The organism is Bdellovibrio sp. HCB274 (genome assembly GCF_047306075.1).
Classification (GTDB): Bacteria; Bdellovibrionota; Bdellovibrionia; order Bdellovibrionales; family Bdellovibrionaceae; genus Bdellovibrio.
The window spans coordinates 2,534,761-2,559,296 of sequence record NZ_CP178623.1 but is presented as its reverse complement, the minus strand read 5'-3'; the positions used below and the strand labels follow the sequence as shown (position 1 = coordinate 2,559,296).

Below are 24,536 nucleotides of genomic sequence, written 5' to 3'. Positions count from 1 at the left end.
TTTATTTTAGAAGTTTTCGTCGCCGGTAGCTTTAGTACCCAATCGGGTAGGCTTAGGTTTGCCGTTGCCGATCGCATTGATCAGCGAACGCCCGAAGCGGCTAACTTCGCTGGCTGCCTGTCCAGCAGGAGCTTCGTTAGGGTCAGCTCCAAGCTTTTGCATGCTATCCACGTTAACCGTAACCACACCCGAAGCCGACACACCCTGATCCAGGATTGTCAGTGCCTTATATAGATTCAACTGACGGGAGGTACGGGTTTTTGAAGCCAGCTGAGTCTGGGCATCCCCCGTAGCTAAAATGTATTTCTTTGTATCAGCAGCCGTGAAAGCTTGCTTATTCGCCATTACCAAAACCGCGGCTCCAGAAACAAAAGCTGTAGCCTGGGAGGTACCGGTCATGTAGCCGTACGAGTTGCCAGGAAGGCAAGAACGGATATTTTGTCCGGGAGCTGCGATATCCACAGTTTCAACGCCGTAGTTGGAGGAATTCAACACCTGTACGGAAGGATCGATCGCTGTAACAGAGATAATATTCTTTAGTTTGTAGTCGGCCGGGTAGTAGTGGTGCTCGTCAGAGTTAGAACGCTCATTCCCTGCGGCTGCGACGAATAGGACGCCTTTTTTCTCGGCTTCCTTAATCGCATCGTGCTCTTCTTGAGAGAACTCTGTCCCGCCACCGGAATAGTTGATGATATTAGCACCCATGCTAACCGCGTACTTGATCGCAGCCACCGTGTTTTTCAAATTGTCAGTGTTTGGAACTTTTGGGTCATAGTACTTAAGAATCATCAGGCTGACTTCCGGTGCAACACCGGCGATACCTTTTCCATTACCAGCTTCAGCCCCAATGATGCCAGCGATGTGAGTGCCGTGACCGTGATTGTCATCAAGCTTGTTGTTGCTAGAAACAAAGTTCCAACCGTGAACGTCATCGACAAAGCCGTTGCCATCATCGTCAATACCGTTGGTCGCTTTATCGCGCCCTAAAGCATCTTTACCTGTTTCGCCAGGATTGATCCATAGGTTCTTGCTTAAGTCTTCGTGCTTAATATCAATACCTGTATCAATGACTGCAACGACGATGTCTTTACTGCCACGAGTAACAGACCACGCACGAGCTGCATCAGATTTTTTTAAACCCCATGCCTGACTGATCGCTGGGTCATTGAATAGGGCGCTGGGCTCATCTTCAACTTTGTCAGTTTGCGAAGTGATTGTAGAGTTTTCGAAAAGACGGGCCTCTTTCTTACTAAGCTTACTAGAGCTTTGAGAGCGTGAAGGGGAGGCATCTGAAAGATAAAGATATGTGCCTAATCCGCCAAAGAAGATCACGCCGACAGCACCGGATGTTAGCAACCACTTGCGAGAAAACATGAAGAGTTCCCCTTTCTCCAAGGGGCTTATCGGCAAATTATCGTCGAGGTGAAGCTAAAACCACGCCAGTCTCAAATTGAGACAGGCGCTTGGTCGGGGTTTGAACAGTTTGTGAACTATTTTTTAAGTGTTAGTAGATCGTCCGGGAAACGAGTTGCCTGAGTTGGATGCAAGAGGCGGTTGTAAAACACGTAGTTGCGCATCGTAAGTTTGATATACGCGCGGGTTTCCTCGTAAGGGACTTCCTCAATGAACTCGACTGAATCCGTACGGAAGCGAGTCTTTAACCAACCACGAATTGCGGAGTCATTGGCATTATAACCAGAGACTGCCAGGATGTACTGGTTGTTATATTTCTTCATTAGCGTTTTTAACTCAAAAGCACCCAACGGAATATTGATCTCGGGCTTGTACAAATCCAAAGCTTCTTTGTATTCCAATCCATACGTGTTCGCGAGGTTTCTGGAAACGCTTGGAAGAAGTTGCATCAAACCAAAAGCATCCACCGGACTGCGGGCCTCGGGATCAAATGCAGATTCCTGACGAATGATTCCGTAAATAAATTCTTGCGGGATTCCACTTTTTACAGAAGCTGCCGCAACGATATCAGAGTAGGGTTGCGGGAATAAAAGTTCAGGATGGTCATTAAGCAAGCGGTCCTTAACTTCAGGCTGTAAAGATCCCAAGGTTGAGAATAGCGGTAAGTAAAGACCTGCACGCGCGTAGGCCGAAAACATAGTTAACCAGGTTTGCTCGTCACTCACGCCAGCTTTTTTCAGGTCATCAGAAGCTTGATTCAATGCTTTTTCCGCAAACTTCTTTTCTCCGACAGTGATAAGCCATTCAATTTGCAAACGCATGCGGCCTTGTAGTTCGCCAAGACCCAGAACGCTCGCGCTTCCTGACTGCTGAGGAGCAGTTCTAATGGCCGGGTATTCCCGATTCAGTTCGCGGTACGCCATCATTCCGTAGTATCCCAAGGGATCTTCTTTGATCAGGCTTTCCAATTCCGCTGTGGCCTCTGGAAGTTTGTTTTCGTTTTTTAGTGAGCGGCCCAACCAAAACTTTGCGCGCATTTTATCTGAAGGATCTTTAACTGTGTCACGCATCTGTGTAAGACTTTGCGTGGCTTCGGCATAGCGCTGAAGCTTGTAGTAGTTCCACGATTTTAACCACGAAAGCTTATCACGCAATCCCGCTTGGCTGACGGGCTGCTTGTAGCTTTCTTCGTAAAACTCAAGTGCTTTTTCAAAATGACCTTTTTCCTCTTCAATACGACCTAGAATGAAATAAACTTCATCCATCGGGTAAAGACCGCGAAGTTCGCGATTCGTGGAGGTCAGAGTTTTATAAGCCAACGAAGTTTGATCTTCGGTCCAAAGAGTTCTTGCTAACAAAACTTGGGCATCATGATAGCGGGCAAGGGCCTTGCGATCCTTTTTGTTGCTCTGATACTGCTGTTTTGTGGTTCTGGCTAGTTCTGCACTCGCTTGAACGTAGTCTTGTTTTCGCTGAGCTACCTTATAGGTCATGCGAATATTTTTGGTCGCCTGAAATTTGTCTTCGTTGTTAGCTTCTTTGGATGCCAGAATTTTTCGGTAAGTCACAAGTGCTGGATCAAATTCGCGATTAAAACGATGATCCATAGCAACTGCGCTTAGATCTTTAAACTCGGGCGCTGGATTCAATCGCGGTGAGTTTTTATAAAGCTGACCTTGAGCTTCGGCGATAAGATCTGCTGACTCTGCTTTCTTTGCGCTATCCAAAGCCTTCAGAAGATAATCTTCCTTTTTCTTTTTGTTGGACTCGACGCTGGATTTTTCGATCAGTGCCATCGCATCGTCTTTAAGATCCGGAGTTTGCAAGGATTCTTTCAATTTGATATCGGCATAAAGATCCGCATACCAGGAGTTGATACTCTCGGGAAGCGCGTTCAGCTTTTCACCTGAGGCACAAACTTCATAAGCGCGTAGCAAAGCCAGGTCTTTGATTGGAAGATCCTGAGTTTCAGAAAGCAGTTTGAAACTATCGCAGGCGAATTTAGGTTGAGAAATCTTTTTGGCAGAAGCTTCAAGATAAAGCCTGACCCACTCCGGATTATCCTGGGGGATCAATCTTTTTTCGAAGCGAGTGTCTTGGCGCGAGGTGGTCGCGCAACCCATAAGAACTGATAAAAATGAGAGGGTAATAAAAAAACGAGGCATGAATTAAGCTTAAGCCCGTTCATGCCTCGTGTGCAAAGAAATAGAAAATTACAGACGACCGCCGCGTTGAAGAGCTTCGATGCGAACTTCAAGCGGTGGGTGAGTCATCATTAGTCCAGCGATGCCGCCTTTATCACGGTTCGAGATCATCAGAGTTGCTGTTTGACCTTCTTCCGGTGGAATCGGCAAGTCATATACTGAACGCAATTTTTGAAGAGCTGCGATCATGTTTTCACGGGAAGAGTATTTTGCGCCACCAGCGTCAGCGCGGAACTCTCTTTTGCGGGAGTAGTAGTTCACCACGAATGATCCCAGGAATGTGAATGCGATGTCGCCAATGATAACACACGCGAAATGCACGATACCGCGAAGTTTTTCATCCACGTTGGAAGCAATTAGATTTGCCAGGATGCGGGAGAAGAACATCGCAAATGCATTCACGATACCTTGGATCAAGGTCATAGTAACCATATCGCCATTCGCAATGTGCGCAATCTCATGGCCCAGGACGCCTTCAAGTTCTTTCTCATTCATTCTTTGCAGAAGACCTGTGGAAACCGCAACCAGTGAGTTGCTTTTTGAAGGACCCGTCGCAAAGGCATTGATGTCCGCTGACTCGTAGATACCAACTTCAGGCATTTTAGGAAGTTGTGCGCGACGAGCAAGGTCGTGCACTGTGTTCACCAAGTGGCGAAGTTCCGGATTCGAATTGTTAGGTTCGATGATTTTTACGCCATGGAACATCTTTGCCATCCACTTGGACATTAGCAAAGAAACGAAAGCGCCACCCATACCCCAGACAGCACAGAAAGCCATCATGAATGGAAGGTAGCTATTTAAACCGGCCAAGCCCAGTACGCGGCTCACGATAGACCAGACGATACCGATGGTCACGATGACCATAATGTTCGTCAGTACAAATAATCCGATTCGTTTGAAAAAAGCCATTCTTTAACTCCTTTAAGAGACATCTCAGCTCGCTCGCTGAGTTACCTTAACTAGTTAATTTTGATGTCTCTCAAGGAATTGTCAATAGGGGCACCTCTTCAAATCTGTTAAGAAGAGGTGCTATAAGCCACTAGGTTGTAACTGGCTGTTTTTGATTTTTTTGGCCCGTGCCGCCATTCGGTGTGGTGCTAAATTGGAACCGTAAGATGTCCTTATCGAGATCCACATTGACGCGTCCACCGTCCATAAGGCGACCAAATAAAAGTTCATCAACCAGAGCTTTTTTCAGATGCTCATCGACTGTTCTAGCCAGCGGACGGGCACCGTAAACTCGGTCAAAGCCTTTCTTCATCAGCCATTTTATAACGTCTTGAGAAACATTGAGTTCCACTTTTTTCTGCAGAAGAACCATTTTTAATTCATCCACAAATTTTTGCGTGATCTTTAAGATCATGTCATCAGAAAGATCGCGGAATGAAACGACGGCATCAAGACGATTGATGAACTCAGGCGCAAAGGCTTTCTTGATGGCATCCATCGAAAGACCGCTGCGATTTTCTTCAACCAACCCAATAGTGCCGCGAGCTGTTTCCGCCGCACCAGCATTGGAAGTCATGACGATCACCGCATTTTTGAAATCAGCCACACGGCCATTGCTGTCAGTCAAGCGTCCCGCATCCATAACCTGCAATAAAATATTATTGATGTCAGGATGGGCTTTCTCGATTTCATCCAGCAACAGAACACAATAAGGATGTTTGCTGACGGCTTCAGTCAAAAGTCCGCCTTCTTCATAGCCAACATACCCCGGAGGAGCGCCGACTAATCTGGAGACCGCATGCTTTTCCATGTATTCACTCATATCAAAACGTTCGAAGTGAACGCCCATGATTTGAGCAAGCTGACGGCAGACTTCAGTTTTACCAACGCCAGTCGGGCCGGTGAACAGGAAACTGCCGATCGGTTTGTTTGGACGTCCCAAGCCGCTGCGAGCGAACTTAATGCTGGCCACTAATCGGTCAATAGCTTCATCCTGACCAAAAATAAGAGCTTTCAGTTTTTTGTCCAAATCCCGCAACTGAGTTTTCTCGGTCGAAGAAATTGTGGCAATTGGAAGACCTGTCATTTTAGCGATGGTCTCTTCGATTTCGTTTGTGTCGATACTTAGCTCTTTGTCACTGCTGTCTTTCAGGCGGAAGTGGGAGCCCGCTTCATCCAATACGTCGATGGCTTTATCCGGCAAAAGCTTTCCATGGATATGCTTTTGCGATAATTCCACAGCGGCACGAAGGGCGGCGTCGGAGTATTTCACATGATGGAAATCTTCGTAAGATTTGCGCAAGCCCGTCAGGATCTTAATGCAATCTTCATTGGACGGTTCGTTGATATCGATTTTTTGAAAGCGTCTGTTTAAGGCGCGATCTTTCTCAAAGTACTGGCGGTACTCCTGATGAGTCGTGGAGCCGATACAGCTGATCTCGCCATTTGCAAGAGCAGGCTTTAATAGATTTGAAGCATCCATAGAACCGCCACTGGTTGCACCAGCGCCTACGATCGTATGGATTTCATCAATAAATAAAATAGTATGAGGTCGCTTGGCGATTTCTTTAACCACGGCTTTTAGGCGTCCTTCAAAGTCACCTCTGAATTTCGTACCAGCAAGCAATCCGCCCAAATCAAGAGAGTAAATAACTGCGGACTTCAATTTTTCGGGCACATCGCCGTTGACGATTTTTTGTGCAAGTCCCTCTGCCACGGCAGTTTTACCAACACCCGGTTCGCCGATAAGCAAAGGATTGTTTTTAGTGCGACGGGAAAGCACCTGGATTGTTCTTTCGATCACATCTTCGCGACCAATCAATGGATCCAGTTTGCCGGACTTGGCTTTTTCATTCAGATTTACGCAGAAACTTTCCAAAGGCGATCCGCGGCCCTCTTCAAAAGATTCCTGATTGTATTCAGCTGATCGCGGTGCAGAGGGTGGGGGAGTGTCGTGCTCTTTCCCATCTTTTGTAATTCCATGAGAAACATAATTGATGATATCGAACTGGGTTAAACCCTGTCGAGCCAGAGCAAATGTTGCATGAGAATCCTGTTCATAGAACAGAGAAATCAAAAGACTTCCTTCGCTGATCTGATTGCGACCCGCACTTTTCATTTGAATTGCGGCCCGCTGAATCAGGCGATGGCAGGCAAGAGTGAACTCGGGATTCCAGGAGTCAAAACCTCCGTAGGAACCAAGTTGTTCATCTGTGATTTGTGGGATGCCGACCTTTAAGTGTTCGCGCAAATCCGTGCGAAGGCGTTGCACATTTACTGCGCAAGCTTCCAGGATCTCAACCATCACTGGTGATTCGGATAGAACCAATAGGATGTGTTCGAGGGTGACGAACTCGTGGCGGTGACGTTTTGCCAGTTCGGTTGCTTCAGCTAACTTGCGTTCTAGCTCGCGGCTCATCATGGTTCCTCCTCCAGTGTGCTCTTAAGGGGATTCTGATTAAGTTGTGCGAATTGGTTGACCTGCATCACTTTCATTTCAGCAATTTCTAGACTGTAAACACCAGCGACACCGGCACCTTTCTTATGTACATCTAACATTATTTTGGTGGCTTCTTCCTCTGATTTTGCGAAGAACCGACGCAATACAAGGACCACGAAGTCCATTGGCGTGTAGTCGTCATTCAGCAGAATGACCTTGTACATCTTCGGAGTGTCTAGTTTTGGGACGAGCTGGACCCCGGCTTCGCCTTCGGGGGATCCATAGGGATAGTTATCATTTCGATTTCCGTTTTCATCAGCCATAGATCTATTCTACTCCTTGTCTCACATTGAGCACGAATTTGATGAAGGCAAGTCTAGCGCAACGAAAAAAGCTGGAGCAAAGTCGTGTCTCAAAATCGCTCCCACGGGTGTTGTACCCTAAAACAAAAAACAGTTTCCTTGTAGTCACTTTGGTTAAGATATGTTGATTTCGGAATTCAGTTTTGACACACTTATGTCGATAAGCATTATGAAGTTTTGAAAACGGATTTTTATATAAAGACTAAATGGAGGTCTTAAGTGAAAAGAACTACTAGAACGTCACAGGCGGGTTTCTCCCTAGTGGAGTTGATGGTCGTTGTGGCGATCATCGGGGTATTGGCATCAATCGCCGTACCAGCAGTTAACAAATACATCGCGAAAGCGCGTCAATCAGAAGCAAAGACAAACTTGGCTTCATTGTATACTTCAGAAAAAGCATTCTATGCTGAGTACACAACGTTTGACTCTCGCTTCCAAGCAGTTGGTTATTCTCCAGAAGGTCAATTGCGTTACAATGTTGGATTTCTTACAAAAGGCCCAGATGCCACTGCAGCAAATGGTTTCAATAATACAACAATTGGTGCTGGTAACTGGACGACGTTAACATATTGCGGAAGTAGCGGAGCGATTGTGAATGGTTGCGCTATGCTAAATGGTGCTACAGGACTTGTGAATGGCGTGACATTACCAGCTTCGACAACATCACAAACCAATTTTACGGCGGCTGCTGGTGCAGTTATCCATTCAGGTGTCGGAACAGGTGATACCTGGACAATGACTGATGCGAAGCTATTGACTAACGTATCAAGCGGTATCCCTTAGTCAGAAGCTGTTCGTGAATGTGGTGAATGTTTACTCGTCATCATTAAAATCAAAAATCCCAAGTATCGTGCTTGGGATTTTTGCGTTTTTGCTTCTTGTTATTACGCAGAATTCGTCAATGATCCCAGTCAAAAGCTCTCAAGCAAAATTTATTTCCCCGCCGCCTCTGTTGGAACGGTTTACCTTTGGATATTCAGAGGTGATGGCTGATACCTTTTGGATTCGGGTTGTGCAGGATATGGATTATTGTGATGAAGTCACTGGAAAAATTGGAGAAGTATCTGTTTGTGCAAACGATTCATGGCTGTATAAGATGATCGATACGATCACAAATCTCTCACCGAATTTTCGCACGCCTTATGCGGTGGGTTCTTTAGCGTTAACTATTTTGATTACCGACGTCGATGGGGCAACAAAAATCTTCGAAAAAGCTATAAAAGCTTTCCCAACAGATTGGCCTATCTTATATCGTGCAGCATATCACTACATGTACGAGGTTAAAGACAACAAACGAGCAGCCGAGTTATTAATGAAAGCTGCAGATTATGGTGCTCCGCCATGGACTCGCACGCTTGCAGGGCGTCTTCTGGCAGATTCTGGAAATATAGACCTTGCAGAGCAAGTTTTACGAAGTATGAAAGAGAGCAATCAAGATCCACTTCTTATCGAGAGACTTTCTAACAAGATTCAGCAAATTAAGATCAATAAAAATGAAAAGTAATAGATGGCTTTGGGGAGTCGGATTGTTCTCCGTTACCTTATTGTGCCTTTTATTTTTGCCGGGGTTGCGTGAGGCATCCTTTCTAATTGATGACAACATTCTATTTAATCAAAAGTATTTGAACACGCCTTGGAGTTTGAGTTCCTTTAAAACACTAGTTACACCTGGTAACTCGCCCGATTACTACCCACTGAGAGACCTAACTGTTTGGATCGACTGGTCGTTGGCAAAAGATCTCATGAGCGATACGACAGTTCCAAAGTTGCAAAATTTAGTATGGTTTCTTGGGGCTGTATTGTGGGTTGGTCTTATTCTGTTTAAATTTACTTCTGATGCGACGCTAAGTGTATTACTTAGCGCTGCTTGGTTATTTCATCCCTTTCATCTGGAGTCGCTAAGTTGGATTTCAGCCCGTAAAGACTTAATGTCTTTATTCTTTATTTTAATGGCTGCCTATTTCTTAGTTTCGCATTTTAAGTCTGCTATTCAAGGCAAGGCGGGGCTGACTTGGATGGTTTTGTCATTTGTATTATGTGTTCTGTGCAAAGCAACTTTTTTGGCCATGCCGTTCGCTTTTCTCATATGGTACCTTTGGAAAGTTCGTAAAGAGTCGCTGCGATTAGACCGAAATCTTATCTATGCTTGTGGTGCAGCTTCAGCAATTTCAGTAGTCTTTGTATTGATAAATGTTTGGAACTATTCCGAATCAAACTATCTCCAAATGAACGAATTTTGGAATGAAAGGGTGCTCTCAGTCATTGCAGCACTAGGACGAAACATTGTTGGTATGTTCGTGCCATTTTTTAATGCAATTGATTTCGAGCCATGGGGAGGTTGGTATAAGTACAATAAAATATTTATCCCAGTCGGTATCGTTGGAGCTCTTTTATTTTTTGGCGGGCTAATTTTTGGTTTGATATATAGTACGAGTTTGTTGTTGGTGATCTCCTTGATTGGAGCCATTCTTTTAATGACTCCAGGTTTTAATCCTAATCACAGGAATTACTATTCAATCAGATACTTTGAGCCTGTTTTTTTAATTTTGTGGATTGCTTTGGGCTTGTGGCTTGCACGTTTTAAAGATCGCAATCGGATATCGGCATGCCTTCTGTTTTTTTTCATTCTAACGCATTGGTATGATGCAAGTAACTGGCATAGCAATTTCGAGATCGCAAAGAAGTCTAAGTTGGTTTCTCCTAAGGATCCGTCTGTCCAAAATTTGTTGCTTACCGAGTATCACAATTTGAATATCTGGGGTCGCTTGAGTCAGACGGAGTACTCAGAATTTGAAAGCTTATATCGAGATCTATTAACTGCATGTATTGAATCAAAAACGATGAATGGTAGATGCTTATCATTCTATGCCCACTTGCAACAGTTTACATCCGTATTTGAAACTAGCAGTGTAAAACGGCAAGAAATTTTACGTAGGGCTTTGGCTAAAACTATTGAGATAAAGAAAATTACATTCTCAGAAGTAGCTTCATCTGAAATTGCCTGGAGTATATTTAACTTTAAAGTGGACGTTGACGGCGTATTCGATGTCGAAGCATTAAGAGAGTTTTTCTTTCAGCATCAGTACATTAATATTGATACTTATCGGGTAAAATATCTGATTTTTAGATGTTTAGATATTGGAGAGGCTGATTCCCAAAGTTTATATAAGGATTGGCAAAGCCAGAATCTGATTCGAAAGGCAGAGGTGAATGAATTCATATCTTCTTTGAAGAGGGACTCCCTGCGCCAAACCGCTCAAAATTGCTTTAAAACTCCAAAATAACTGGAATCTCAGTCATTTTTTGCATTCCGCGTTTGACGAATCCTAAGAAAGCACCATATTTTTAATCGTTAAAATATTGCGCATAATGTTGAAAATGGACGAGTCATGGCCAAACGAGATTTTTACGAAATTCTAGGCGTCGAAAAAGGCGCCGATCAGGACACAATTAAAAAAGCCTATCGTAAGATGGCGATGCAGTACCATCCGGATAAAAATCCCGGCAACAAAGAGGCCGAGGAAAAATTCAAGGAAGCTGCTGGTGCTTATGAAGTTCTAAGCGATCAGCAAAAGCGCGCTCAGTATGATCGTTTCGGTCATGATGCGTTTACCGGCCGCGGTGGTGGCGGTGGCTTCACGGATGCGGAAGACATCTTCTCGCACTTTGGTGATATTTTCGGCGATCTATTTGGTGGTGGCGGGCAACGCCAACAGCGTCGCAATCGCAATGAACCCCGCCGTGGTGCAGACCTGCGCTACGTAACTGAAATCAGTCTTAAGGACGTGATCTCGGGTCTTGAGAAAGAAATCGAATTCGACACCGACGAAAACTGCAAAGTTTGTAACGGCTCGGGTGCTGAAAAAGGCTCGCACCCTGAGACCTGCCACACTTGCGGCGGTTCGGGGCAAGTCGTGCGCTCCCAAGGATTTTTTGCAATGGCGTCCACGTGCCCGACCTGTCATGGTCAGGGGACAGTGGTCAAGAATCCTTGCAAACCGTGCAAGGGCAAAGGGCGCACCAGCGTTCATAAGAAAATCCGCTTGAACATTCCTCCGGGTGTAGACACGGGCACAAGACTTCGCGTAGCGACTGAGGGTGAGGGCGGTTACATGGGCGGTCAGCCTGGTGACCTTTACGTCGAGATTCGCGTAAAACCTCATAACAAGTTTGAACGTCGTGGTGATGATTTGATTGGCGAGATTTCTGTTCCGTACATTCAAATGCTTTTGGGTGGAGAAGTGGAAGTGCCGACGGTGACTGGAAAAGCGAACGTGGAAATTCCTAAGGGATGTGAAAACGGCGATAATGTTAAGCTTAGCGGAGAAGGTTTGCCTTCATTGCGCGGCAGTCGTCGCGGCGACATCTACTATCATGTGAGTGTGGAATTCCCGGATAAGCTGGGTAAAGAAGAAGAAAAACTTCTGCGCGAAATCGCCAAAGAAAAAGGACTCAAAGTCAGCGGCGGCAAAAAACTTTTCGGATAAAGAAAAACAAAAAGACGGAGGAGACTCCGTCTTTTTTTATTTAATGTGGATTCTCCGGATAAACCCGTGCCCGATACATATCGTGGGATTCGTGAAATTCCTGATAGCTCGGAACCACGCGGCCGCCGTCGCTTTCAAAGCGTATTTCTGCAGCTTGGACCTCGCTGATAGCGTGGCTGCGATCCTCTTCTTCAAGAACCGCGGCATGCAGCCGCTCTTCTGCGTCTTTAGGAGATATGTGATAGCGGTCAGCCAAAAGGTCGACGACTTTCGCCGCACTCTGATCCAAGGAATCCAGTTCCTCGTCAGAAATCTCGTCCCAGCGTCTGTGCACCGCTGATTTGATGGTGCTCCAATTGCTTTCATTTGCAGCTCTTGTTTGTTCCATAAACACCTCGTTATAAGTTTACTCTTTTAATCAGCTTAAAGAGATTGTTTTTACTCAGATTAGATAAGACGAAAATTTGATATCCCCGGGCGAAGCGACAGAAATGCACCCACCATTGTCGAGCTGGATGCTTCATGCTCTTGAAAGGGGATTAGAATAAGGCTGCACGATTAAGGAGGCAGTTATGGCAACCCGCGAGAATAAACAAGCTAGCAGCAGTCGTGAAAACAGCCGTGAACGGGATAGTTCTTTCCAATCAGGCAGAAAAGCCGGCAGTGAAAGAAGTGAACGCTCAGACAGCCAATCACGTACTGACACCAAAAAAGGAACCAGTAACATGAACTCTTCCAGAAAATCTGGGAGCAGTATGAGTGAAGATGATGAAGATGTGTTCTAGGGGCTGCGACCTAGTTTCGTAAGTGAAACGTAATGCAGTCCCACCGGGGGAGCCGATTCCAGAACTGAAGGACTTGGGCTCCCTTGGTGCATCTTGACTCTGAGGTTCCTAGCTGACAGGGTGAGGGTTGAGGTGGTTATGAGAATTTTTGCCCTGATTATTTTGACCTTGTCTTTAGGCGGTTGCAGTTTCTTTAAAGATCGTTACGGTCAAAAACCTGAAATTGATCTGGCTAACATTTACTTTCAAAATACCACGCCTCTTTCCACCACGATGGTTTTCGTATTGAACGTAAAAAACCCAAATAAAATAGATTTGAATGTCGAAGAGCTCACTTACGAAGTGCAGCTGGATCAAAAGGAATTTGCGAAAGCGCGTGCCGATAAGCAGATGAAAATTCCAGCGGGTCAGTCTGCGCAGGTAGAATTGCCTCTGCCTGTGAATTTCTTAAAAGCGATCGACGGAATCACTAAAGTTTTAGCTGGTCAGGACGTCGGTTACGAAATAATCGGCGAGGCGAAGATTTCCGGATTCAAGTTGCCGTTTAATGAAAAAGGCCAATTCAATATGAATGGCCTTACTAAAAAAGAATAGATCGGTGGCTGATAAAATATCAGCTGACAGCTTGCCTAAGCCTTCTTAACAAATTCAGATTTTAAATTCATCGCACCAAATCCATCGATCTTGCAGGAAATATCGTGGCCATCGCCACCTTCCTGCAAACGGATGTTTTTAACTTTGGTACCCACTTTAACAACAGACGAAGAGCCTTTAATCTTTAGGTCTTTGATTACCACCACAGTGTCGCCGTCCTGCAAAACATTGCCGTTCGCATCTTTGATCACGTTGTCAGCTGTTGCCGGAACTTCGGCAGAGTTCGTGCTGTGCGCACTCCACTCATGGGTGCATTCAGGGCAGATCCAAAGATTGCCGTCTTCGTAGATGTTTTCAGAACCACATTGGGGACATTTATTTTCAGTACTCATAAAACTAATGTGAAACATTACGCAGTGATGGGCAACACTTTATTCTTTCACGATTGTAAATATGGCGCGTTGATCGAAGCTTGCAGTTTAACAGGCCCAGCGGTTTATTAAAGCAAAGGAGATTTTATGAAATTTATTTTGGTACTTATCGCGACGTTGACAGCCGCTGCTCAGGTGAATGCGGGAACAATTACTCTTGAAACAAATAATCACCTTTATCCGATTCCAGGGCCTGGAACGAGCTGTACAGCGATGAATGCAGGGCGTTCGACTCCGGATTTGTCAGCTCCGCACGTTAGCATCTCCGAGCTTTATGTGACGAACAACTCTAATCAAAACTTTTATCCAACCCGACTGACGTTCACGACGGGCGATACAGGGTATGTTTGCTCTTACACGGGACAAGTTATGCGTGACTTGGGGCTGGCTACAAATATCCAACCGGGGCAGAGAGCGCAGACATTCTGCAACATGAAATGCGGCGCCGTTCCCTTTGGGCAGATGGCTAAATCTGGCTATTTGACTGTTTACGGTCATATGAGTGATGGCCAAACAGTGGAAGCAACCGCTGAAATCCAAGTGATGAACTAGTTGCGTCCAAAGTCTTAAAATAGTAGCTTCACCGCCAAATCCCTAAGGAGTGCGGTGAAGCTATGAGTGAAGAAAAAAAGATGTACGAGCTGATTGGCGGTGAACCTGTTCTTAGAAAAATCTGCCAGCGCTTTTATGAAATCATGGCTACTTTACCAGAGGCCCGCGGCGTTCTGGAAATGCATCCCGAAAATCTTCGTGGATCTGAAGAAAAACTATTTATGTTTTTATCTGGATGGTTGGGCGGTCCGAACTTGTTTCAGGAACGTTTTGGACATCCACGCCTAAGAATGCGCCACTTCCCATTTAAAATTGGAAAATCTGAAAGAGACCAATGGATGCTTTGCATGGTTCATGCGTTTGAAGACGTGGGGATTCAAGAGCCAATGCGCAGCGAGCTTTTACACTCGCTTTTAAATCTGGCCGATCATATGAGAAATCAGCCAGAGTCGTCTGAAGAATAAATTAGAAATTTTACTCAGCCGCCGCTTGAGAAGGAGTTGCGGTAGAAAATCTTTTTTGAAGATAGTAAACCGGTGCTCCCACCATAATGATAACCAATCCCCACATACTTTCTTGGGGGCTGGTCCATAGAGTGTTCACTAAAAGCAGAACCGCCAACACCAAGAACACCACCGGAATTACCGGGTAACCCAATGTTTTATAAGGGCGCGGAGCCAGTGGCATAGTCTTTCTGAATTTAAAAACCGAAGCTGTCACTAAGGCATAAAAAATCCACGAAGCGAAAACCACATAGTCTGTCAGTTGATCAAATGAACCAGACAATGCCAGAATTACTGATAGCACCGCTTGCACAATAATCGCCATGTACGGTGATTGCGACTTTGGATGTAGTTTTGCCAAAGACGGTAAAAACAACCCGTCCTTTGCCATCGCATAAGGAACACGCGCATTAGTCAGAATCGAACCATTCATTGCACCGATCGCCGAGAACATCATCGCGATACCTAAGAATAAAATCCCTGACGGACCCATGAAAGTTTCAGCCACTTTAGCAGCCACAGGCAGGGCAGCAGGATTATTTTTGGAATTTGCAGAAAGGACTTCATTAAACGGCAGCGCATAGAAGTAGCAATAGTGAATAACACCGTACAATCCTAAAATTCCCAACACACCCAAACCCAAGGCCCAAGGAATATTGCGCGAAGGGTTCTTAATTTCTCCGGCCACCATCGGCATGTTGTTCCAACCGTCATAAGCCCAAAGAGCCGCTAACAATGCCGCACCAAAAGCGCTAAATCCCGGGAAGGCCGAGCCTGATGCCGTGATATTCTGGTTAGTTCCATCAGTAGCAAAAAACAGAACTCCACCGATAATAAAGAATAGCATTGCGACTTTTAAAAAAGTCATAAAGCTTTGCAGTCGCCCATTTAGCTGCACGTTCATGCAGTTTAAAGCTGAAAATATCAGAATTAAAGCAATCGCAAAACCCTTTTGGCCGCCCAGCCATTCTAAATTCATAATGGGAGCGGCAAAGGTTGCGGTCCCCACAGCATAGGCCGCGATTGTTCCAGGTGCACTTACCCAGAAGCGCTGCCAACCGTATAGGTAGGCGGGCATTTCACCAAAGGCTTCTTTTAGATAAATATATTCTCCACCAGCACGGGGAAAAAGAATCCCGATTTCGGCATAGGTCAGAGCACCCGCTAAAGAAAGCAATCCCGCCACGACGTAAGCAATCAATACCCAGGTGGAAGAGCCCAAATACTGGGACATGATGGCCGCTTTTAAAAATACCCCAGTGCCCAGAATCGTTCCCACGACTAATGACAAAACGGGTATAAATCCTAAGGTGCGAGACATTTCATTTTGCGAAGTCATGGTCTGAAGTCCTTTTTCAGAGATTGAATTTTGTCGCTAGGTGCAGGCGAATTTGCGCCAGGGCCCGGTGATAATCCTCGTGATCTTTAATTATTCTATGAGCATGAAATTTTGAAGGCTCGACGAACATGTTGTGCATCGGGCGCACTTGCAGATCGAACTGCTTGTGTACTCCTTCAGGTGTGCGGCCGCGCTCTTGAACATCGCGCTGCAGTCGTCTTTCGAAACGGATAAACTCTGGAGTATCAAAGTAAATCGCCTCATCCAACTCCGCACGCACCTCCGGGGAGTGAAGAATCAAAATACCATCAACCAGTACAATGCGCGTAGGCGCTTTGCTTTCAGTTTCTGATTTTCGAGTGTGAGTGACAAAGTCATAAATAGGAACTGAAAGGGTTTTACCCTCTTTCAGCGTGCGCAGTCCTTGAGCAAGCAAAGGGAAGTCCAAGCTGTCGGGATGGTCAAAATTAACCGAGCCCCCATCGCCGTCAAAGCGAGCGGATTGATCGTGGTAGTAATTGTCCTGATAAAGAATGCTGCAATGATCTTTACCTAAAAGATTTTGCAACTCCCGGGCAAAAAAAGTTTTACCCGAGCCGCTGCCACCAGCCACGCCAATTATATGAGGTCGTTGTGAATTCATGCCCGTGCCCGCCTACTTGGTTTGAAAAAGCCTGTCTCCGGCATCGCCCAAACCTGGAATTAAATATCCCATATCATTCATCTCGGTTTCAATATCCAAAGTCAAAATTTCGACATCAGGGTGAAAATGTTGGATCTTTTCGAGACCCTTTTCGCTGACCAGAATGGATAAGACCTTGATTTTGCCCACTCCGTAGCTTTTTAGGCGGTCAATGCAGGCGATAATCGTGTCTGCAGTGGCAATCAAAGGATCGCATAAAAGGACCTCGCGGCCCAAAACCTCTGGAGGCATCTTGAAATAGTATTCCACCGTGTTGTTGATAAACTTGTCACGGTAAATGCCGATGAACCCAGTACTTGCAAAGGGCAACATCGAAAGTGCCGCATCCAGCATTCCGTTTCCAGCACGCATCACCGAAACCACGATGGGTGGGTTGCTGATACGATAAGCAGTTGCAGGAGACATCGGGGTTTCGATGGTGACTTTTTCCATATGAGACCAATCCTTCATGGCCTCGTAAACCAGTATTTTGGTAACTTCTTTTACCAGCTCCCGAAAGTCATGGGAGTAAGTATTGCGATCCCGCAGGTAACCCAGTTTATGACGAAGAAGTGGATGATTGATGACTTTAAAACGTGCGTGCATTTGCTTGTCCTTAAATAGAAATTTTTAAAAAACAGTTCCGTCACTTTGAATGCGCAGGGGAGGGGAGCCATCCGCGCGCAAATCCTTAGCGGCTTTTCGACCCGCCCACCAAGTTCCACCTTCAAGAACTTTGGCCAGTGGAAATTCTGAAGAATCTTTTCTAAGCTCCCTTTGCACAGCACTACCAATGCGGTCCAAAAGACTCACGGTCAATCCACGCCATTCAATGATGACTTCAGAATCTGGGGTATGAATCTGCTCGGCAATTTTTGGATCCTTTAAAGAGATCAAACCGCGATCCAGCAGCAAGCCTCCGTTTCGATACTCTGCAAGCCCTGTCAATTGATCGACGTCGATTATTTCAAAGCCTGCATCCATCAAAGGTTCCATCAGGGAGTAGGTCATCCACTGTGAAAGCTTGTGGAAAGAAGCCATGCCACCAGGAATTTTTGCGTAATTCCAAGTGTCTCCCAGATTGACGCCATTAACTTGGAGGCGACCTGGCCAGATATCACCAAGGCCATCCAATACCGCACGCAACAACTGCGGACCTGTTATGGTTTTTCCGTATTTGGCATTAAGATAATCCACCATGCTGCCAGGGCGGCCCAAAGGAAAGATATCCTTCTTTTCTGAAACGGCTTTGCCCAGATTATGCAGCAGCTCCAGACGTCCCTCGACGCCCACTAAAGGATTTCGGGTACTGACCTGAAATATTTTGCACAGGGCTTCGCGGCTTAGTGTTCGCAGGCCCAGATCTGTGGCTTGCAAAGGTTCATCCAAATCATCAGAAAGGTACCCGATGATAAACAGGTAATAGCTGGCAATTCCCAATCCTTCCGAGCGTTGAAAGATTTTGCCCGTGCTTTCTTCTTTGAAAGACCAAATATTTCCGGCACCCGCATCCAGTAAGACAGAAGGAATGACCAGGTCCAATTTGATTCGCGCCTGCTCCATCGGATCCAGATGTTGAATGCGTTTTTTTAACCAAGTGGTGCGATCCACGTGGCCCGCTTTGAAATGCCCCCAACGCGAGTGAAAGGGGATATTCAATTCGGGATAGTTTTCACGAATCACCTGTAAAACATAATTCACCACACCGGACAGTTTTTCCGGATGATAGTTAAAATGAGTTTGATCCCGCTGAGTTAATTCCAGGATGTGTTCAGCACTATGGCGCACGGCCTGGGGGGAAAGTAGAAAATCGATTTGGTCCATTTCTGAACTAACGTTGCTCATCGATACCTCGTCCTTGCACCAGAGCTAATTCCTGGGCGGATTTTTGTGAGCCCGGATTAAAGTATCCTGCGGCTTTCTTGGCTTCGATTTCCACCTGGGCATCAGCGGGAATCAGATAATCAGGAATAGAAATGCGATTCACCACGGTGATGCCACTTTTTACGATGGCATCGTATTTCATGTTGCTCATCGAGTGCAGATTGTGAATTTTCGTGATTCCAAAGAAATTTAAAATATCAGGCATCAATTCCTGAAAACGCGCATCCTCGACACCAGCAACACATTCTGTGCGGTGAAAGTAGGTTGCCGCAGAGTCACCGCCGGCCTGGCGTTTTCTGGCGTTATAGACCAGGAACTTTGTTACTTCACCTAATGCACGGCCTTCCTTGCGATAGTAAGCAATAATCCCCACGCCGCCTCGTTGTGCGGTGCGCGCGGCATCTTCAATTCCATAAATCAAATAAGGACGGCACGTGCAGATGTCTGAACCAAACACGTCAGAGCCATTGCATTCGTCATGCACTCGGCAGGTCAGCTCCACATTTGGGTTAGCGAGGTCTGCCGGATCACCGAAAATATACACAGTCGTGGATCCGATCGGTGGCAGCATTACTTTCAAATCCGGGCGAGTGACCAGCTCTGGAAACATTCCGCCAGTTTCCTGGAAAAGAATTTTACGAAGATCACCTTCGTTCACGCCAAGGCGCTTGGCGATGCCAGGCAAATGCCACACAGGTTCAATTGCGACCTTCGTGACTTTAACGTCTTTACTTTCAGTGATGATCTTGCCGTCAATTTTCAGACGGCCTTTTTCCAGGGCTTCGGTAATTTCGGGAATCTGCAAACGCGCTTGAGTGACGGCAATGGTCGGGCGCACGTCATATCCACAAGCATACGCTTCATGAAAATGTGCTGGTACGTCAAAGCCCCAAGGGTCCAGTGACACGATTTTGTCAGCCTCAAACCAGGAAGGGAACGGGCCGATTTTTACAGGGCTTTCTGTATTATGCAAATCCGGTCGGTGTCCTGTGGAATAACGCCCTTGCGCTACTGATAAAGCACGATAAACCGTATAGCTGCCACTGTGAGTCCCAATGGCATTTCTTTTTTTCGAATCCGTCAATGAACCGATAACAGGCCCGCGCTCCATGGGAGTTTTTGCACCCCATTTGATCGGCAGGCTTTCTTTAAAAACGTGACTGGAATGCGAAGTTAAAACAACGTGAGGTGATCTTTTCAGTTCATTCATTAGGACATCCAATTGTTGTCGTGTTGCTGGTCCCATTTGACTGTGACCTTTTTTAAATTTGACCAAAAATCCAGGGACGAAGTGCCGGTGATATCACCGTGACCGAATTTGGATTGATTGACTCCACCAAAAGAAAACGGTTCTCGCGGCACAGGTACGCCAACGTTCACGCCAACCATTCCCGTACTGGCCAGTGAAATTACTTTTTCAGCAAGCGCACCAGAGGAGGAGAATACCGCACAGGCATTGCCCATCTCTGAATCATTTTCCACTTTCATGGCTTCTGAAATGTCTTTGCAGCGAATGATGCAAAGAACAGGGCCGAATAGTTCCATCTTGGAAATTTCCTGCGCAGGGGAAACATGATCCAAAATTGTCGGACCAATCCAGTTTCCTTGAGTCATGCCCGGAGGCGGTTGGGCTTTTCGACCATCCAGCAGGATCGTGGCACCTCCTGCCACGGCTTTTTCAATTTGTTCATGCAAGAAAGAAATTTGTTTGGGGCTGATGATTGCTCCCATGTCTTTCCCAAGTTCCAATGAGCTTGCACGAGCGGTGATTTTCTTTATATGAAGTTCAACATCTCCCACCGCCAGCAAAACAGCAGCAGCCATGCAGCGTTGGCCCGCGCATCCCGTGAACGAGTCACTGATGCCGACGCCTGCCATCTCGGGATTTGCGTCTGGTAAAAGAACAATATGGTTTTTCGCTCCACCTAATGCCAGCACTCTTTTTCCGGCTTTGGTGCCGCGTTCGTAAACCGCGCGGGCAACCGGGGTAGAGCCGACAAAGGAAACTGCCTTCACATCATTATGATCAAGTAAAGCCTGAGCCACTGAAGCTTCGCCTTGCAGAACCTGAAAGACTCCATCAGGAAGACCGGCTTCCTGCAACGCTTGGGCAATTTTCATAGAGGTTAAAGGAGTTTTTTCTGAAGGCTTCCAGATATAGGCATTTCCCAATGCCAGCGCCGTGGGAATTGTCCAAAACGGAACCATCGCGGGAAAGTTAAAGGGCGTAATACTCGCAACGACTCCCAAGGGGGACCTGCGATATTCACAGCTCACGCCGCGGGAAACTTCAAGTTTGCCGCCGATGTCCAGATTTTGAAGAGAGGTGGCAAATTCCAGAACTTCAATGCCTTTTAACAAACCTGCTTTGCCTTCTTGAAAGGTCTTCCCGGATTCAGAACTTTTTAAGTGTGCGATTTCGTCAATGTCTCTTAAAAGAATTTGGCGAAGTTGAAAAAGAACTTTCGTTCGTTCTTTGATCGGAGTTGCGGCCCATTCTTTCTGTGCGATGGTGGCCGCACGAACTGCATCATTAATATCTGCGGATGTAGATTGATGGACCTCACCAATCAAAGCCCCATTGTGAGGGGAGTGGACGGAAATCTTATTTCCCGTTCCAGCTTTGAATTTGCCAGAGACAAAATTCAAAACAGGAATGGGCGTTAGAGGAATTTTAACGCTCATAAGTGGACCTTTATTACCTAAGTTTTAAGGACCCGACTTTATTGAAGAGCGGTAAGGTTTATCAAATTAAGAAAGATTCATTAGCGATTAGAAATGACTGCCATTTTCATAATACGCAGACTTAGTCAGCGAAACAAAAATCACGGCAACATCATCATTGGGACAGTATTGCTTTACTTGTTCAGTGATAATTTTGGCACTTTGATCCTGAATCTCCTGAGATCTTTGAAACCACAAAACTTCCACGAAAGGATAGGCTCCGCCTTTTTGACCTTTGCTAAAAAAATCAGTGTGGATGTGCTCGATCGAAAAATTGTCTTCAGTGGTCTCCATTGTTGCAGCCAAATTATTAGGCAATGTTTGGCTAAGCTTGGCGACTTGATCCTGATTGATACCGCGAAATCTGAGGTGTGGCATTATTAGATTCCTTCTTTTGTTCTAATCCTACAGAAAACCTGTCTGAAAATGAATCAGTAATATGGAACATGGCTCGTGTCTGAGACAAGTATATTAAGCCTGGGGTGGAAACACCCGATCCTTTTCAGGTCATTTGGAGGCTTAAATGAATGTACGTGTATGGCAAGGACGTAGCTATCGCTTTAAAACTTTAACATTGTTGATCGCGGCACTTGTGCCTCTATGGGCAATCGTTCTTTTCTATCTGATGCCGATGGTTCGCGACAATATGTATGAAGATCGCAAGGTGATGTTGAGAAATACGGTGGATCTAGCGTCCAACACGATCGAACAGTATTACAAGCAGTTTGAAGAAAAGAAGATCACCGAAGAAGAGGCCAAAGCCCATGCGCTTGCGGCAATCGCAGCGTTTCGATACGCAGGCGGTGAGTATTTTTGGATTAACGACTTTGCCCCTAATGTATTGATGCATCCAATTAAGCCTGAACTAAACGGCAAAGATGCTGGTGGCATCAAAGATCCAAATGGTGTGCACCTGTTCCGCGAGTTCGCTTTGATGGCGCAAACTCCGGCGGCAGAGGGTTACGTGAACTATATGTGGCCTAAGCCAGGTTCCCCAAGTCCTGAACCTAAAATCAGTTTCGTCAGACAATTCAAGCCTTGGAAATGGGTAGTCGGCACTGGTGTCTACGTGGATGACGTCGAAGCCATGGTTGCCACAGTTCGCACGAAAGTAATGATTGGTTTTGGTTTGGCTTCAGTCTTGGCATTCGCAGTTTTTGCGATGTTCTCAAATAAATTGATGACATTCCTAAGCCGCACCGTCATCGACACCAGCGACGCAAGTAAACAGGTGAAAGAAGCTTCAAGCATGCTTTCCAGTGCTGGTCAAAATGTCGCGCAAGGTTCGGTGGAGTCGGCCGCGAAAATTGAAGACACGTTAGGAGCCGTTCGCTCACTAAGCGAAGTGGTCGGAGCAAATCAAGAAAGAGCAAATCAGGCAGCAAGTTTGGCATTAAGTTCTGAACAGGGGGCTGCAACCGGTGCGGATGAAATTCGCCGCCTGATGGAATCCATTCATGCTATGTCGAAGATCTCAAACGAAATTGCTTCCGCCATGGATATTATTGATGACATCGCTTTTCAGACGAATTTGCTGGCCTTGAATGCAGCAGTCGAAGCTGCCAGAGCAGGGGAGCAGGGCCGTGGTTTTGCAGTCGTCGCTGATGCAGTAAGAACGCTGTCCTTAAAGTCTGCGGAAGCAGCAAAGGAAGTAAAAACAGTAGTTACCAGCAACGTGAATCAAACCCGTGTGTCCCTGGATTTGGCGCAAAAGAGTGATGAGGTCTTAAATCAAATCGTCAACTCGGTAAAAAAGGTCAGCATTCTGAATAGAGAAATCGCTGATACCACTCGCGATCAAACTGAGGGAATTCAGTCGATTTATAAATCCATGGAAAGCCTGGAGCGCCAAACGCAGGCATTCTCTGCGGCAGCGGAAGAGACGGCAGCCACGTCAGAGGAAATGTCGGCTCAGGCTAATAACCTGGAAATGATGGTGAATAACATCGCTGTCGAAGTCGTGGGTAAAAAAGCTGCCTAGATTTCAGTTTAAAAGCTGGATCCCGGTGTTTTTAAAAAGTCTATTTCTTGGCGGGTGGAAACCCTGCCAAGAATTTCATTGCGGTGGGGATACCGTCCAAAACGATCAATCAGACTTTTATGGGCAAGTTCAAATTCCAGGGATCGCTCCAGCCCTTGTTGTGAAAACAACCGGACGGCCTCTTCGTGAATGATCTCCGATTCACTGTGCATGTAGGGCATATAGACGAAGGCTCTTTCATTCAGCTTTAACTTCTGATCATCCTTAGTGGCGACAGCTGCTTGAGCCAATACCAGTGCCAGACTGTCATTTTGAAAGGCTTCTCGGGTGTTACGGAAAATATTGCGGGAAAACTGATCCAGGACCAGAATTTCAGCAAGCCTGCCACGGGGATGAAGTCGCCAGTTGAAGGTTTCACAGCGCTCTACTTTTTTGTATATCCCTAGAAATTTTTGGCGAATCATTTGATCAAAGTCAGGGTTTTTTGCAAACCACAACTCGGGATTAACCTCTTCAAACCAAAAATTAAGGACGCTTAAAGCTTCTTGATCCATTTCCTTAATATATAAAACGATGTGGGATTTCGCACTCTTTCTTAATAATAAAAGAAGAGTTTTATCGCAGGGCATGTTGTGCGGCAAAATCGCCTTATCCTTCCTGCTTGTCAAAGTGGACGCTTACGGGCAGCGTGACTATATGGGTGGAATTCGATTCATTGCGACCTTAGAGGCAACCAAAGGTTTCGTCGTACTTTTGCTAAGCATCGGGCTTTTAAGTTTGATGGGGCAGGACATTCAGTCCTTAGGTGTTCAGGTCTCCCATTATTTGGGAGTGGAACACAACCACCTGTATAAATCTATTTTTTCGGCTTTAAAACAGCACAGTCATGAAATTCGCCAGGTCGCATTTTTAGCGATATTTTATTCAGCTCTTCGTTTTATCGAGGCCTATGGTCTTTGGAACGAAAGGACGTGGGCGGAATGGTTTGCGATTATTTCAGGCGGAGTTTATTTGCCATTTGAGATCGACAAACTGATTGAAAAGTTTGAATGGTGGAAGGTTCTGATCACAGCCGTCAATATTTTGATTGTGGCTTATTTGGTTTTTTATAAAATTCGCCGGGACCGGCGCTTAAAATGACACGGCCGACCCGGGAAGGTCGGCCAAAGTTTTAGGTTTGAGGGGAACCGCTGACTTTGTTCGTGTC

25 protein-coding genes are annotated in these 24,536 nt (G+C 45.9%); 10 read left to right on the top strand and 15 right to left on the bottom strand.

Going from position 1 to position 24,536, the window contains the following annotated elements:
- Positions 1–6: 6 nt before the first annotated feature.
- The 5 genes from ACLWNV_RS12400 to clpS all read right to left on the bottom strand — a co-directional run bounded on the left by ACLWNV_RS12400 (position 7) and on the right by clpS (position 7,328).
- A complete protein-coding gene (locus ACLWNV_RS12400; RefSeq protein ID WP_413584757.1) occupies positions 7–1,374 on the bottom strand; it encodes a S8 family peptidase in 1,368 nt (455 codons plus the stop codon).
- A gap of 116 nt (positions 1,375–1,490) precedes the next feature.
- Positions 1,491–3,578, bottom strand: coding sequence for a transglycosylase SLT domain-containing protein (locus ACLWNV_RS12395; protein WP_413584756.1), 2,088 nt, complete (start codon positions 3,576–3,578; stop codon positions 1,491–1,493).
- Between the two features lie 48 nt (positions 3,579–3,626).
- Positions 3,627–4,526 (bottom strand): protease HtpX, encoded by a 900-nt coding sequence (gene htpX / locus ACLWNV_RS12390; protein WP_413584755.1) that lies wholly within the window; start codon positions 4,524–4,526, stop codon positions 3,627–3,629.
- Positions 4,527–4,656: 130 nt separating this feature from the next.
- Positions 4,657–6,987: an ATP-dependent Clp protease ATP-binding subunit ClpA gene (gene clpA, locus ACLWNV_RS12385; protein ID WP_413584754.1), complete on the bottom strand. Its 2,331-nt coding sequence runs from the start codon at positions 6,985–6,987 to the stop codon at positions 4,657–4,659.
- Positions 6,984–7,328, bottom strand: a complete 345-nt coding sequence (clpS, locus tag ACLWNV_RS12380; protein WP_413584753.1) for an ATP-dependent Clp protease adapter ClpS — start codon at positions 7,326–7,328, stop codon at positions 6,984–6,986. The genes clpA and clpS overlap by 4 nt, the downstream gene beginning before the upstream one ends.
- Before the next feature lie 258 nt (positions 7,329–7,586).
- On the opposite strand from clpS, the gene ACLWNV_RS12375 reads away from it, so the two are divergent.
- The 4 genes from ACLWNV_RS12375 to dnaJ all read left to right on the top strand — a co-directional run bounded on the left by ACLWNV_RS12375 (position 7,587) and on the right by dnaJ (position 11,854).
- Positions 7,587–8,150, top strand: coding sequence for a type IV pilin protein (locus ACLWNV_RS12375; RefSeq protein ID WP_413584752.1), 564 nt, complete (start codon positions 7,587–7,589; stop codon positions 8,148–8,150).
- Positions 8,151–8,163: 13 nt separating this feature from the next.
- The gene (locus tag ACLWNV_RS12370; RefSeq protein ID WP_413584751.1) at positions 8,164–8,871 is read left to right on the top strand and encodes a tetratricopeptide repeat protein; all 708 of its coding nucleotides are present in this window, start codon (positions 8,164–8,166) and stop codon (positions 8,869–8,871) included.
- Positions 8,861–10,651 (top strand): hypothetical protein, encoded by a 1,791-nt coding sequence (locus tag ACLWNV_RS12365; RefSeq protein ID WP_413584750.1) that lies wholly within the window; start codon positions 8,861–8,863, stop codon positions 10,649–10,651. Before ACLWNV_RS12370 ends, ACLWNV_RS12365 begins: the two co-directional genes overlap by 11 nt.
- 105 nt (positions 10,652–10,756) lie before the next feature.
- Positions 10,757–11,854, top strand: a complete 1,098-nt coding sequence (gene dnaJ / locus ACLWNV_RS12360) for a molecular chaperone DnaJ (RefSeq protein WP_413584749.1) — start codon at positions 10,757–10,759, stop codon at positions 11,852–11,854.
- Positions 11,855–11,894: 40 nt separating this feature from the next.
- Here dnaJ and ACLWNV_RS12355 read toward each other — a convergent pair whose 3' ends face one another.
- Complete coding sequence (locus ACLWNV_RS12355) at positions 11,895–12,242, bottom strand: hypothetical protein (RefSeq protein WP_413584748.1); 348 nt, start codon at positions 12,240–12,242, stop codon at positions 11,895–11,897.
- 184 nt (positions 12,243–12,426) lie between these two features.
- On the opposite strand from ACLWNV_RS12355, the gene ACLWNV_RS12350 reads away from it, so the two are divergent.
- Both ACLWNV_RS12350 and ACLWNV_RS12345 read left to right on the top strand, forming a co-directional pair.
- Positions 12,427–12,639, top strand: coding sequence for a hypothetical protein (locus ACLWNV_RS12350; protein ID WP_413584747.1), 213 nt, complete (start codon positions 12,427–12,429; stop codon positions 12,637–12,639).
- Between the two features lie 138 nt (positions 12,640–12,777).
- The gene (locus tag ACLWNV_RS12345; RefSeq protein WP_413584746.1) at positions 12,778–13,233 is read left to right on the top strand and encodes an LEA type 2 family protein; all 456 of its coding nucleotides are present in this window, start codon (positions 12,778–12,780) and stop codon (positions 13,231–13,233) included.
- Between the two features lie 35 nt (positions 13,234–13,268).
- On the opposite strand, the gene ACLWNV_RS12340 is transcribed toward ACLWNV_RS12345, so the two are convergent.
- Positions 13,269–13,625 (bottom strand): zinc ribbon domain-containing protein YjdM, encoded by a 357-nt coding sequence (locus ACLWNV_RS12340; protein WP_413584745.1) that lies wholly within the window; start codon positions 13,623–13,625, stop codon positions 13,269–13,271.
- Positions 13,626–13,751: 126 nt separating this feature from the next.
- Between ACLWNV_RS12340 and ACLWNV_RS12335 the strand changes: the two genes are divergently transcribed.
- Both ACLWNV_RS12335 and ACLWNV_RS12330 read left to right on the top strand, forming a co-directional pair.
- Entirely contained in the window at positions 13,752–14,216 is a 465-nt protein-coding gene (locus ACLWNV_RS12335) for a hypothetical protein (RefSeq protein ID WP_413584744.1), read from the top strand.
- A 62-nt stretch (positions 14,217–14,278) separates the two neighbouring features.
- Positions 14,279–14,680 (top strand): group II truncated hemoglobin, encoded by a 402-nt coding sequence (locus ACLWNV_RS12330; RefSeq protein ID WP_413584743.1) that lies wholly within the window; start codon positions 14,279–14,281, stop codon positions 14,678–14,680.
- A 10-nt stretch (positions 14,681–14,690) separates the two neighbouring features.
- Here the strand turns inward: ACLWNV_RS12330 and ACLWNV_RS12325 are convergent, their stop codons facing one another.
- The 7 genes from ACLWNV_RS12325 to ACLWNV_RS12295 form a co-directional block, all read right to left on the bottom strand.
- Positions 14,691–16,058 (bottom strand): APC family permease, encoded by a 1,368-nt coding sequence (locus ACLWNV_RS12325; protein WP_413584742.1) that lies wholly within the window; start codon positions 16,056–16,058, stop codon positions 14,691–14,693.
- A gap of 16 nt (positions 16,059–16,074) precedes the next feature.
- A complete protein-coding gene (gene udk / locus ACLWNV_RS12320) occupies positions 16,075–16,701 on the bottom strand; it encodes a uridine kinase (RefSeq protein ID WP_413584741.1) in 627 nt (208 codons plus the stop codon).
- 12 nt (positions 16,702–16,713) lie between these two features.
- Positions 16,714–17,346, bottom strand: coding sequence for a uracil phosphoribosyltransferase (gene upp / locus ACLWNV_RS12315; RefSeq protein WP_413584740.1), 633 nt, complete (start codon positions 17,344–17,346; stop codon positions 16,714–16,716).
- Positions 17,347–17,370: 24 nt separating this feature from the next.
- Positions 17,371–18,585 carry a URC4/urg3 family protein gene (locus ACLWNV_RS12310; protein ID WP_413584739.1) on the bottom strand — a complete coding sequence of 405 codons (1,215 nt, stop codon included), beginning with the start codon at positions 18,583–18,585 and terminating at the stop codon, positions 17,371–17,373.
- Positions 18,572–19,834, bottom strand: a complete 1,263-nt coding sequence (locus ACLWNV_RS12305) for a GTP cyclohydrolase II (protein ID WP_413584738.1) — start codon at positions 19,832–19,834, stop codon at positions 18,572–18,574. The genes ACLWNV_RS12310 and ACLWNV_RS12305 overlap by 14 nt, the downstream gene beginning before the upstream one ends.
- Complete coding sequence (locus tag ACLWNV_RS12300; protein ID WP_413584737.1) at positions 19,834–21,309, bottom strand: aldehyde dehydrogenase family protein; 1,476 nt, start codon at positions 21,307–21,309, stop codon at positions 19,834–19,836. Before ACLWNV_RS12300 ends, ACLWNV_RS12305 begins: the two co-directional genes overlap by 1 nt.
- A gap of 87 nt (positions 21,310–21,396) precedes the next feature.
- Positions 21,397–21,726, bottom strand: a complete 330-nt coding sequence (locus ACLWNV_RS12295) for a DUF1904 domain-containing protein (protein WP_413584736.1) — start codon at positions 21,724–21,726, stop codon at positions 21,397–21,399.
- Positions 21,727–21,871: 145 nt separating this feature from the next.
- On the opposite strand from ACLWNV_RS12295, the gene ACLWNV_RS12290 reads away from it, so the two are divergent.
- Positions 21,872–23,329 (top strand): methyl-accepting chemotaxis protein, encoded by a 1,458-nt coding sequence (locus ACLWNV_RS12290; RefSeq protein ID WP_413584735.1) that lies wholly within the window; start codon positions 21,872–21,874, stop codon positions 23,327–23,329.
- Positions 23,330–23,337: 8 nt separating this feature from the next.
- On the opposite strand, the gene ACLWNV_RS12285 is transcribed toward ACLWNV_RS12290, so the two are convergent.
- A complete protein-coding gene (locus ACLWNV_RS12285) occupies positions 23,338–23,883 on the bottom strand; it encodes a DUF924 family protein (protein ID WP_413584734.1) in 546 nt (181 codons plus the stop codon).
- Between the two features lie 73 nt (positions 23,884–23,956).
- Between ACLWNV_RS12285 and ACLWNV_RS12280 the strand changes: the two genes are divergently transcribed.
- Positions 23,957–24,469, top strand: a complete 513-nt coding sequence (locus ACLWNV_RS12280; protein WP_413584733.1) for a DUF2127 domain-containing protein — start codon at positions 23,957–23,959, stop codon at positions 24,467–24,469.
- Positions 24,470–24,536: the final 67 nt, after the last annotated feature.